General features: G+C 27.5%; 11 protein-coding genes. All 11 read left to right on the top strand.

Annotation, left to right across the window (positions count from 1 at the left end):
* Positions 1 to 23 precede the first annotated feature (23 nt).
* Positions 24 to 1184, top strand: coding sequence for a WYL domain-containing protein (locus tag JG776_RS07290; protein ID WP_291966131.1), 1161 nt, complete (start codon positions 24 to 26; stop codon positions 1182 to 1184).
* Entirely contained in the window at positions 1177 to 2169 is a 993-nt protein-coding gene (locus JG776_RS07285) for a WYL domain-containing protein (protein WP_291966129.1), read from the top strand. Before JG776_RS07290 ends, JG776_RS07285 begins: the two co-directional genes overlap by 8 nt.
* A 1-nt stretch (position 2170) precedes the next feature.
* A complete protein-coding gene (locus JG776_RS07280) occupies positions 2171 to 3055 on the top strand; it encodes a hypothetical protein (RefSeq protein WP_291966127.1) in 885 nt (294 codons plus the stop codon).
* Positions 3045 to 4151: a hypothetical protein gene (locus JG776_RS07275; protein ID WP_291966125.1), complete on the top strand. Its 1107-nt coding sequence runs from the start codon at positions 3045 to 3047 to the stop codon at positions 4149 to 4151. The genes JG776_RS07280 and JG776_RS07275 overlap by 11 nt, the downstream gene beginning before the upstream one ends.
* 203 nt (positions 4152 to 4354) lie before the next feature.
* Positions 4355 to 4891 (top strand): nucleotide exchange factor GrpE, encoded by a 537-nt coding sequence (gene grpE, locus JG776_RS07270; protein ID WP_291966123.1) that lies wholly within the window; start codon positions 4355 to 4357, stop codon positions 4889 to 4891.
* Positions 4892 to 6613 carry an Hsp70 family protein gene (locus JG776_RS07265; RefSeq protein WP_291966121.1) on the top strand — a complete coding sequence of 574 codons (1722 nt, stop codon included), beginning with the start codon at positions 4892 to 4894 and terminating at the stop codon, positions 6611 to 6613.
* A gap of 11 nt (positions 6614 to 6624) precedes the next feature.
* On the top strand, positions 6625 to 7602 hold the full coding sequence (locus tag JG776_RS07260) for a hypothetical protein (RefSeq protein ID WP_291966119.1): 978 nt from the start codon (positions 6625 to 6627) through the stop codon (positions 7600 to 7602).
* Positions 7603 to 8793 carry a DnaJ domain-containing protein gene (locus JG776_RS07255; protein WP_291966116.1) on the top strand — a complete coding sequence of 397 codons (1191 nt, stop codon included), beginning with the start codon at positions 7603 to 7605 and terminating at the stop codon, positions 8791 to 8793.
* 57 nt (positions 8794 to 8850) lie between these two features.
* A complete protein-coding gene (gene cas1 / locus JG776_RS07250) occupies positions 8851 to 9780 on the top strand; it encodes a CRISPR-associated endonuclease Cas1 (RefSeq protein ID WP_291966114.1) in 930 nt (309 codons plus the stop codon).
* Positions 9777 to 10091, top strand: coding sequence for a CRISPR-associated endonuclease Cas2 (gene cas2 / locus JG776_RS07245; protein ID WP_291966112.1), 315 nt, complete (start codon positions 9777 to 9779; stop codon positions 10089 to 10091). The genes cas1 and cas2 overlap by 4 nt, the downstream gene beginning before the upstream one ends.
* A gap of 11 nt (positions 10092 to 10102) precedes the next feature.
* On the top strand, positions 10103 to 12226 hold the full coding sequence (locus JG776_RS07240) for a reverse transcriptase domain-containing protein (protein ID WP_291966110.1): 2124 nt from the start codon (positions 10103 to 10105) through the stop codon (positions 12224 to 12226).
* The last annotated feature ends 220 nt before the right edge of the window (positions 12227 to 12446 follow it).

The raw sequence follows: 12446 nt of genomic DNA, 5'->3' as shown, positions 1-12446 counted from the left end.
GCTATTTTTAAAAGGAGGATAATATGAGGCAAAGAAGAGATGATGAAAGTTTAGGTGTTATAAAATCAAGAATATTATATTTTATAATAACAAATCCAGGTAAATACTCAGCTGAAGAGATAGGGGACATGTTTGGGTTTAAAAAAAGGAGAATACAGGATTTTGTTAAGGAATTTAATGAATTAGGATATAAAATTACCTCAACCAAAGGTAAATATGTAGTTGAAAAAGTTCCAGATAATATGGTTAATATAGATTACAAATTAAATTATAGAGATTTTAAGATGGCAACAATACTAGAGTATCTATCCAAAAGATCTAGATTTATCAAAAGAAAGGATTTTGTTGATGAATGTAGTAGAGTATTTGAGGAGTCACCAGCATCAATACAATCTATGATAAAACAACTAATATCAAATGGGTATATAATAGAACAAAATGGTAAGATAAAATTAGCAGAAAATCCTTTAGACATTTTAACAGATGACCAGCTTCAAATATTATATATTTACCTAGAAGTTATGAAACATTTTCATTATAAGGGATATGTTTTAGATTTAATAGGCGAAAAAATAGCTAGAAGATTAAATATAGAAGATACTTGTATAAAGGTTATTCCACCCAGAAAAAGAATCAGCTATTATGACAGCTTTATAGTTAAAGAAATAGAAAAGGCAATTCTAAATGAAAAATCCTTAAAAATTAAATATAGATTTAGAACAGGAATAAAGGACATAGTTATAAATCCAGCAGGAATAATTTATTCGGAAGATAAGGATTTATATTATTTAGTTGAAAAAGAAAACAATTACAATATGTATAGAATAGATAAGATTACAGATATTCAAGTTGTAGATGGTGGATTGTCAGAGTTTAATAAAGAAGATTTTAAATATAATTTTGGAATAAGTATTGAAAAGCCATTTTGTGTTGAAATACATTTTGAAAAATATCCATTCATAAAAAGAAAGTTAGAAAGATATTTAAAAAAGAAAAAAACAGCACAAATAATAGAAGAAGAAAAAAGATATATATTAAAAGATACAGTTGTTGGTTTTAAAGAGTTTAAAAATTGGGTAAAAAGTTTTGGAAAAAGTGCTTATGTTATTGAACCAATAAAGTTAAGAGATGAAATTTATAAAGAAATAAAAGAAACATTAGAAAGGTATGATTTAAATGGATAAAATAACTACAATGCTTAGGATTTTAGCTTCTTTATATGACTGTGCAAAATCAATAAAAGAGTTATCAGAAGAATTAGAGGTTGATATAGATGTTATAAAGGATATTATTGCCTTTGATTTAAAGGCGAAGTCTAGTATATTAGATTTTTGGGAAGTTAAGTTATATGCAGGTGATAAAGAAGAAATAGATGAAAAATTATTGGAAATTGAAGATTTTGAGGATGGATATGTAGAAGAATATAGAAAATTACTTCATGATGATACAATAATTGAAATATGGATCGATGATATAAAATCTATAGACATATTGAGTGGATATGAAAGATTTAGCTTATATGAACTTTTAAAGGATAGTGATAAAGATTTTTTAATGGATATAAAAAACAAGATAACTCAAAAATTAGAGAGTGAATTTAAAAACAACTACAACATTTTAAAAGACAGAAGGTTAATTAAACACTATAATGATATATTTGAAATTAATATATATATAATTAATAAAATCTTTTGTGCAATAAAAAATAAAAGAAAGATAAATATAATAAAGAAAAATAAAGTAATAAAGTTTGCTTCCCCTATGTGTCTAATTTATGATAATGATACTGATAATTGGTATTTAAAATATCTAAATAAGGGTATAAATTACATCAGACTAGATAACATAAAGGATATACATATATTAGATTGTAGTATTAATAAAATTAGAAATTATAAAGAAAAATATGAAATTGTAAAAATAAGAGTTTTTGATGAGAAAAATGCAAAGGATAGAGCAATTAGGTATTTATCAAGAAGAAATATAATTGAAATTGATAATGGACAAGGATATATAGATATAAAAACGAAGGTATATGACTTAAATCTTTTTAAAAGATGGGTAAGGACACTTGGTCCCTCCTGCATAATATTAGAACCAAAAGATTTGAGGGATGAGTTTAAAAATAGGCTTGAAGATTGGTTAAAAATATATAATGGGGAAGGTTAATATGGATAGATTAATAAGGGAAAGATTTGAATTAGGGGAGAGTTTAAAGAATAAATCATATAATTTAAACACAGTTTTAACAGCCCAGGAGGACTTAATAGCACATCTTTTTGCAGGGTATTTTAATAAAAATTTTGATGCCTATGATAGAGCCATAGACAGTGTATATAATTTAACACGTGTTGGAGGTTCAAGCCTTCACCATTTAGTAGATGGTCAGCATACCATCTTTGGAGCATTGAGGGCTGTAAAGGATGTATCGGAAAATGATTCCTTCTTTAAGGAGCTTTCTGAGGCAACAGAGCACCTTTTTAGAGACGCTATGTCGGTATCAGGAATAAACCCATTTATAAGCTTTACACCAGATGAGTTTAATAAGCTTGCAGAAATAGCTAAGAAATTTGGATTTTCAAAGACTATGCTGAAGGATACCTTGACATTTAATGGGCCAGAACTTGTAGGAGGGCTATTAGGCATATCTTCTCTTATGTTTTTTTCTAAAACAAAGGATGAAGAAAGGCTATCAGAACTATCTGCAGCCTATCTAATATCCTCAATTTCTGCCCTAAACCCAATACTTTTTCCATTTGCAGCCTACAAACTCATAAATGTAGTTAAGGATTCTGACCAAAAGATACAGACATTAAAATCAGCGGGAAAAGGTGCAATTATATCAGGTACTTCAATTGCAATATCAAGTTTGATTGGAGGCCCTTTGTGGATTTCTTGTATTGCGTCAATTGGTGCAACAATTGCAGTAAGATATGCAATAGAAAAGCCTGATAAGGCCTATGAAAAGATAAAAACATCTGGTGACCTTTTGAAAAAATATATATTAAAGGCAAAGGATATTAATTTAGAGGGTGATTTAAAATATGAATATTGATGATAGAATTTTAAACCTTGATTCCTTTAAAGAGTTAGACAAAGAAACCTTTGAGGTAGTAGAAAACCAGTTTAGAGAATCTATAAGTAAAATCTATAATTCAAATGAATATGAGAAAAAGATAGAGCTCTATAAACAAAAGATTATATGCCTTGAATCAATAAACCATTATAGAAAGATATTGGTGGATATAGGACTAAGAGAAAGAGAGATAATGAGGCTATCTAAAGAGATACATCAAGAAGCCTCTCTTTTTATGATGCAAAGGATAGATGCTTTTTTAAAGGAGAGAATGGATAAAATTATTGAGCAAATAAATAGAGAGTTTGTATGGTATCAAGGATTAAAGGATGTAGCTTCTAAAGGTGCGGTAGTTTTAAACAAGGGCAAGAATATTTTAAATAAAACCTTTGAAATAGCTAATATAAATAAAAGCATAGATATTAAGGATTTTGATAATAGAATGTTATTAGAGAGACTGCTTGATGAAAATATGGAGCATAAGGATGTTGCAAACAATCTAAATAATATTTTAGAACAGACATTTAATTTTATTTTAGATGAATGGAACAAAAAAATAAATTTGCATATAAATGCCTTATACGAAAGGGATAAAAAAATAATAAATAGAATAAAAGAAAACAAAATAAAATTTCAAATTGACTCTACAGGTCAGATATTTATAACAGGAATAACATCAGCTGTAGTAGGAACGCTTGGTCTTGCAGCAGGTTGGCATACGCTAACCTATGCACTTGCCAATGTTTTTCCACCTATTGCTATATTTACAGCAATAGCGGTTGTTTTTTCTGGAATTTCAAATAAGGAAAAGGCTAAGGAAAGGTTAATAAAGCAGGTTGAAGAGGTATTTAGAGAATACAGGAGGCAGATACTGTATTTAATAGATGAAGAGAGTTTTGAGGATTTAAACGGATACTGCATATATGATTATTTTGGATTTATAAATGATGCAATTGCCAACTACTATTTAGATAGCGTTAAGAATTTGTATTTTGAAACAGATTTTGAGGAGGTAAACAAGATAATTATTGCCTATGAAACACATATGGGATTGATTGAGGAGGCTTTAGGTTAAAGTTCATTTGAAACTGTGTTTGACATATATAGAAATTAATGTGACCTGCTTGAAGGGATTGATAGCTCCAGTTATGGGGCTATTTTTTTATTCAAGACAAGCATCCTTAATTTTTTAAGGATGCTTGTTTTTTTAAAATACAACTTGTGCAATAAAAATATTTTCAGATGGTGGTTTAATTAAAAATGTGGGAGGTGACAAATTTGGATATATTAAGTGAACTGTATAAAATATCACAGTTAAGTTTTGATGAAGAAGAGGCTTCAATATTTCAATTAAATGCATCCCTTAGAGAAAGTGCAGAAATATCTAAAATGATAAAGAAAAACATACAAAAGACTGACACAATTTACTACAAACTTGATGAGATATCTAACTTAAATGAACAATTAAAGGAACATACAAATCAAATAAATGAAATGGTTAAGGGATATATAAGAATATTTGATTTTATTTGGGAAATGCATAGGTTTTCTAAAGAACAATCTCCAGAAATTTTAGATTACATACAAAGTATTTTGGAAAAGATTGAGATTGAAATGAAAAAAGTAGGAATATTTATAGACAACCCTAAAAATCAAAAATATCAAACAAAACTACACGAAATAATAGCAACTCAGGAGGTGACTGGCTTTGGAAATGAAATAATATTAGATGTATTAAAGGTTGGTATTAATTTTAAAGGAGAAATAATAAGAAAGGCTCAGGTAATAACAAATTTAAATAAGGAGGAAATATAGATGGCGGTAATAGGAATAGATTTAGGAACATCAACAAGTGAAATAGCAGTTTATAAAGATGGTAAGGTAATCGTTATACCAAATGATAAGGGAAACAGAATAACTCCATCCTATGTAGGTATAAGCACAGATGGAGAGATGATATTTGGTGAGGATGCAAAAAGCCAATATATAGGTAGACCGCAGGATACTGTTAGAGAATTTAAAAGGCTTATGGGAACAGATGAAAGCGTAAAGCTTGGTGGGAGAGAATATAGACCTGAGGAAGTATCAGCACTTTTGCTGGGTTATTTAAAAAGATGTGCAGAGGAATATCTAAACGAAACAATAGAAGAGGCAGTTATAACTGTTCCAGCAAATTTTGATGATAACCAAAGACAAGCCACTATGCTTGCCGCAAAAATTGCAGGTTTAAAATGTGAAAGAATTATAAATGAACCAACAGCAGCAGCTATGGCTTTTGGTATAAGAAATATGGACAAGGATATGCGTGTTCTTGTTTATGATTTTGGTGGTGGAACATTAGATGTAACTGTATTAAAGATGTTTGAAGGAATATTAGACGTTGAAACATCCTATGGGGACACAAAGCTTGGTGGAAAAGATTTTGATGAAAAGATGATGAATATTATAACAAGAAAAGTTTACGAAAAAAATGGAGTTAATTTAGATAGGAATAACCTGATAGTTTTATCCAAGCTTAAGGAGGCTGCTGAAAGGGCAAAGATAGACCTTTCCTTTGTGAATGAAACTACAGTAACTTTAGAAAACATAGTTTTAAATGGAAAGTTAGTTAATACACAGATAAATATAACAAGAAGGGAATTTGAAGATGAAGTTATGGATTTGGTTGAAAAATCTGGGGTTGTTATAGATAAAGCACTAAAGGATAAGGGATTAACTTATGAAGATATAGATTTTGTTCTAATGGTTGGAGGAACCACCAGAATTCCTGTTGTAAGAAATTATGTGAAGAATAAATTAAATAAGAATATAAGAACTGAAATAAATCCAGATGAAGCTGTATGTATGGGTGCGGCAATTCAAGCAGCAATTAAAGCTGGTGTAATATCAGAGGAAAATAGCTTAGTTATAACGGATGTTTGTCCGTTTAATTTAGGAACTTCTTGCGTAACAGAGGTAAATGGAATGGAAGTTGCAGGAATTTTAAGCACTATAATCGAAAGGAATTCAACAGTTCCTATAACAAGAAGTCAAATATATAAAACTGCTATAGATTATCAAACAGAAATGAATATAGATATATATCAAACATTAGATAATAACTGTATATGGGCAAAGGATGCAACATTGATTGGACAGTTTATGTTGGACAATATACCTGCAAGACCAAAGGGAGAAGAAGCTATTAAAATTGAATATAGCTACGATATAAATGGAAATATAAAAGCCGTAGCAGAGGTTTTAAGTACAGGACATAGAAGACAAATAGAAATAAAAAGAGCAATTAATATGCAGGATGTAGTTCAAAATGAAGTAGCTGCTGTTTTGGATAATTATAAAGAGTGTAATCTATATAAAAAGTATAAAATGACAATTGAAGGTGCAGAAAAGAGGTTGAATACCTTAGGTGAATCAGAAATTAAGAAAGAGCTAATGAGACTATTAAATGAACTAAAACAATACATAATACAAGATGATGAGGATATGGCAAATGAAATTGAAGGAGAAATAATAGACCTACTTTTTGATATAGATTAGGGGGAGATAATATGGACTCCAAAAGCTATAATAGAATTTTAAATTTAATAAAGGATAAAGAAAACCCTGCAGCTTTGAATGCTGCAGGTGTATTATTAATCTTTTATGAGTATTTTGAAGAGGCATATGCAATTTTCAATTACAATTTTGACGCAAATGGAGATGAAGTTGCAAAAAAAATATTAAAAGAGTTTTGGTTAATAAAGGAATATATAAAGGATTTTAATAGAGCATTAGAATTAGCAAATAAAAAAGATTATAGATATGCCCAGAAGATATTAGAGTTTTACTACAATAAAGGATTTATGACAATAAGTGGTTTTAAGCTTTTTATGGTATGTCTTTTTAAACGTAGAAGATTTAAAGAATTTAGAAGGGTTAATGAGGAAATAAAATCTTTAGGTTTTGATATTGATTTTGATAAATATATACAACATCTAAACTTTAAAATAAAGAGTATATTATTTACATCATTAATTATCCCATCAGTATTAGTTGGTGCTTATATAGTAAAATCAAACTCAAAAACAGAAGTTGTTTATAGGGATTTACCACAGGAGAAACAGATAGTCTATAAATACATAGAAGATGATTCTTCTAAAAGGTTAAAGGATGTACTTGGAAGTCAATTGGAAAGTAGTCTTTATAAGAATGGATTAAAGGTGTATAAAAATAGACGATATGACGAGGCATATAATTATTTTAAACTTGCCTATGAATTTACAAGTAATAGTTATATAAAGCAACATACTTTGTTTTTGTTGGCAAAGGTTTCTAAAGATTTAAAAAGAGATGATGCTGTAGTCTATTATAAGGAATATGTAAGAGAATTCAAATATGGATGTTATTATGATGAGGCACTTTATGACTTGGCTCTTTTGTTGTACGAAAAGGGACAAGTTGAGGCAAAAGAATATGCAAATATGATAGATACAAGAAGTATTTTCTTTAATAATAAGATAAAAAGAATAATAGGTGGTGGAATTTAGATGCAAAACTATTATGAAATTCTACAAATAAATAAAGGGGCGTCTTCAGGAGAAATTAAAAAGGCCTATGCAAGACTTTTAAGAAAATATCATCCTGAAAGGGATGAGGAAAATTTTAAAAGAATAAGGGAGGCATATGAAATATTAAGTAATCCTGAAAAGAGAAGGGAGTACGATTTTCAATTAGAATATGGAGATGAGTTTTTAGAAACCCTTCAGAAAGTAGAGGAGTTAATTGAGTTAGAGGAGTATGAAGAAGCAATAGGTAAATTAAAAAGGATGACTTTTATAAAACCAGATGATGAAAGAATATGGGTAAAATTAGCAGAGGTCTATTCTAAGGATGGGCGAATAGAAGAAGCAACGGAGGTTTTGCAAAAGGCACTTAATTATATAAACAATTCCGCTTTAATTTATTTTATGTTAGGAGTATGTTTTGAAGTTACAGAAAATCTTGAAAGAGCAGAGTTTTATTTTAAAAAGGCATTAGAGATAGAAAAGGATTTTTACATATATGAAAAGTTATATTTTGTTTATATATTTAAAAATAAAAAAACAGAAGCAAATAGAATATTAAGTGATATGTCAAAGCTTGAACTTAATGATTTTAATTTAATAGACTATAGATTATTGTTAATAAAACATAATGCAATAACTCAAACATCAATTAATGAATGTGAAGGCAGAGTAGGAATATATGTTAAAGAATTAATTGAATCAGCAGAGGAAAGGGAAGAAATAAAAGCATATCTAATTAATCAAATTATAAATGAATTAAAGTTTTATGATGAAACAGAATTAGTATTTGGTTTGTACTATTGCTGGAAGATTATTTATTTTATTACAAATGATGAGGGTGCAAAGGAAAGATATGAATTTTTAAAGGATATTTTATTTAAGAATAGCAATAAAGAAAATAAAGAATATGAAAAACAAAATTTAAATGAAAAGAAGGATATTACACCAAAAGAAACAAACTCTTATGTAAATAATGAAAATAAAAATGTACAATCCACATCAACTACAGATAGTTCTATATATACATTATATAATGAGAATAAAAAAATTCAAAATAGCAGTTCAGATAATGTTCCCTGGGGATGGATTATTTTGTTTTTATTTTTAGCAAGCATAGGGCCAGTTGGCATTATATTGTTTTTTGTGATTTTATACTTTGCGAAGAAAGATTAAAAAAATCAGCTCGACAAATTTTTATTGTTGAGCTGATTAGAAAATTTGGGTGATTTTATGGAGGATTTATATGTTATAGAACAAGGGTGTACTTTAAAAAAACTTGATCAACAAATTTTAATAACAAAGGCAGGGTTGAAAATAGACAGCATCCCGGTTTTTAAGATAGATAAAATTCTACTATTTGGAAATCAACAGATTACCTCTCAGGCTTTAAATTTGGCTTTTGAATATGGTGTTGATGTTCTTTTCTTATCTTATACAGGTAAATTGAAGGGGAAGGTATCAAGCATTAATTCAAAAAATATATACCTTAAGTTATCACAATATGAAGTATGGAAGGACAAGCTAAAAAGAATAGATATTGCAAAGAAAATAGTAAAGGCAAAGATTTGGAATCAATATATGCTTTTAAAAAAATATAATATTAGCGAAATGAATTTATTAGAGCAAATGAAGAAAATAGATACTGCAAAGGATGTAGAAAATATAATGGGGTATGAGGGAATTGCAAGTAAAATATATTTTGATAATTTTAAATCTTTAATACCAAGTAATTTTGTTTTTGATGGAAGAAATAGAAGGCCGCCAAAGGATGAAGTGAATGCATTGTTAAGTTTAACCTATATGCTTTTATTAAATAAATTGATATCAGAATTAGACAGGAGTGGGCTTGATGGTAATATAGGTTTTTTACATAGTATTAAATATGGTAGAGAATCATTAGCACTTGATTTGATAGAACCATTTAGACAATATTTCTGTGATGCATTTGTATTAAAGATTTTAAGACGCAAAGAAATAGTTATAGAAGATTTTGAAAAAAGGGAAGAAGGAATATTTCTAACCGATACTGCATTTAGAAAGTATATAAGTAAGTTTAGAACAGAATCTACTAAAATAGATGAAGATATAAAGGAACAAGTTTTGCAAATAAAAAAGTATATTTTAGGTGAGGGTGATTTTAAGCCTATGATGAGAAAGTGATAAAGGGAATTGTTGCATATGATATTACGAATAATAGATATAGAAATAGGTTAAGTAAGATTTTAGAAAATTATGCTCAAAGAGTGCAATATAGCCTCTTTGAGTTTGAATTACCTCAAGATGTTCATAATAAGATGTTGCAGGATATTGAAAAACTATATAGGAGTTATATAACATATGCCTATAATGCGGGTAATGTGGATGAGCTTACCAAAAGCATACGAATATATTATATGTGTGAAGGCTGTATAAATAAGAGATTAATTTATGATTATGGCAAGGGGGATAAAAAGGATAAGTTTATTATATGAAATGTTTTAGTTTGTTTAGAAAAAATAAACAAAGAAAAATCATTATTTATGATGAAAAAGAAAAAATTGAAAGAATAAAGTTAAAAAAGAAATTAGAAAAAACATTTATTTTTAATGAGTGTGTTTATTCGTTTATAAAAGGTAGATCTGCAAGAGATGCAATAAAAGATGTTATAAATAATGTGAATAAATTTGAATACGTAATAAAATGTGATATTGAGGATTATTTTGGTTCTATAAATATAGAAAAGCTAATTAAAATATTAGAAAAAAGTAAATTAGAAAATTATTACATAAACAAGATTAAGAAAATATTAATTGATGAACAAATGATACTAAAAAATGGAGGAATAGCCTTAGGTAGTCCATTAAGTCCTATTTTATCTAATATTTATTTGATAGATTTTGATGAATATTTTTCAAATTATAAAGAGGTAAAATATTTTAGATTTTGTGATGATATGCTGTTTTTATGTAATAAAAATATATTGGATATAATTAGCGAAAAGTTGAATTTATTGGATTTAAAATTATCAAGTTCCAAGACAAAAATAATAACAAAGGGAGATAGTTTTGATTTTTTAGGGTACGTTATCAATATTTCTGAATGTAAGGTGATGAAATATATGGATAATAAAAAAATAAACGAAATAGATGCAAGAGGGTATTTTGCGGAAGATAGTGACGATTTTATTGGTCTTGTAAATAGTATAAAACATTGTAATAAGCAAAGATTTATTGAACTAATAACAAAAATAGATTTTAATATAATCAGTTCTAATATCATTGAAAAAATAATAAATAATGCAGAAAAAACTTTGGGAATAGAATTTGCAAAATTAATAGAAGTAGTTTCGAAACATAAAGAGAAAGAACAAGTTATAGAGGAATTGGTTGAACAAAATCAATTTAGTGCAGCTGCAAGATTTGAAGAATTATATCTTGAAGTTAAAGCAAAATTAGAGTATTTTTCTAAATTTAGATGTATATTTGATAATGGTAATAATTTTTATTATGTTTTTGATGAAAAATTAAACGAGTATTTAAAAATAAATAATAAGATTGAAGATAATATAATAAAACAACATTTAAATGGAAATATAATAGTATCCATTAAATTAGAAAAGATAAATGGTACAAGTAATGTTTTAGTTTTTGATATAGATTGCAAAGATAATTTAGAAGAGGCATATAACATTGCAAAGGACATAAAAATAACTTTAAAAAATAAAGGATATACAGGGTACATAGAGTTTAGTGGAAAAAAAGGATATCACGTTTGGGTATTTTTCGATGATTTTTATAGTGTGAAAATATTAAACAAATTAGCTGAAGAAATTATAAAAAATGTAGATGTTAAAAATTGTATTGTTGAAATCAAACCAAGGGAGACTGTTTTAGTCGAGACAGAAAACTGTATCAAATTACCATTAGGCATTCATCCTATAACTAAAAAAAGAAGTACATTTTTAGATTTGGATGATATATCTGATGTTGTAAAAAACACATTTATATTGGAAATAGAAAAGTCTTCTGAATGGATAGAAAATATAAAGGAAAAATATCCAGAGGCTTATAAGGTAATTAAAAATTGTGAAGTAATAAAAAGGATTATACTTTTAGGACTTAATAAGAGAAGTCTTAGTCATTTTGATAGGTTAATACTTTTGTATAACTTTGTTTTCATAGACAAAGGTATAGAATTTTTACATTTTTATATGTCTAACTTAGACAATTATAGCTATAATATAACTGAAAAATATATTTCAAGAGCACCTGAAAGACCAATATCTTGTAAAAAGATTAAGGAATACTTGAAAGATACAAATTATGTTGATGTATGTGATTGTAAATTTGATATAACTGATGGTTTTTATCCAACACCAATATTACATTCAGATGCTTCTTCTTTTTCAAATCAGGCTCTTATAATAAAGGCTAAAAGTTTTTTTAAAGAATTAAATGAACTAAAAGCTGAGAGGGAAGAATTAGATAAGAAGATAAAAAGCATTGAAAAGAAACTAAATAATGTTTTCAATATAATGAATACAGATGAAATTAGTATTGAAATAGGAAAATTAAAGCGAGTAAATAAAGATGGAAATATTAGTTGGATTGTAGAAATAGATTTTTAGTGGTTTACATATTTGACATATGAAATTATTAAGAATATAATATATGTAAATAATAGGTTTTTGTATACAGAGTTTGTATACAAAAACCTATTTGACCCCTTATACATAGGGGGGTTTTTTAAAACTTTATTTAAATTAGATATTCCAATGGGTAGAGTACATTAAAGCTTTTATACATACTCTGTATAAGACTTAATTTAACAGCTAAATTAACAACTTT

Origin of the sequence: Caloramator sp., assembly GCF_020054765.1 — a bacterium.
Lineage (GTDB): Bacteria > Bacillota > Clostridia > Clostridiales > Caloramatoraceae > Thermobrachium > Thermobrachium proteoclasticum.
The sequence above is the reverse complement of the archived record's forward strand: the minus strand, read 5'-3'. Positions and strand labels throughout refer to the sequence as shown.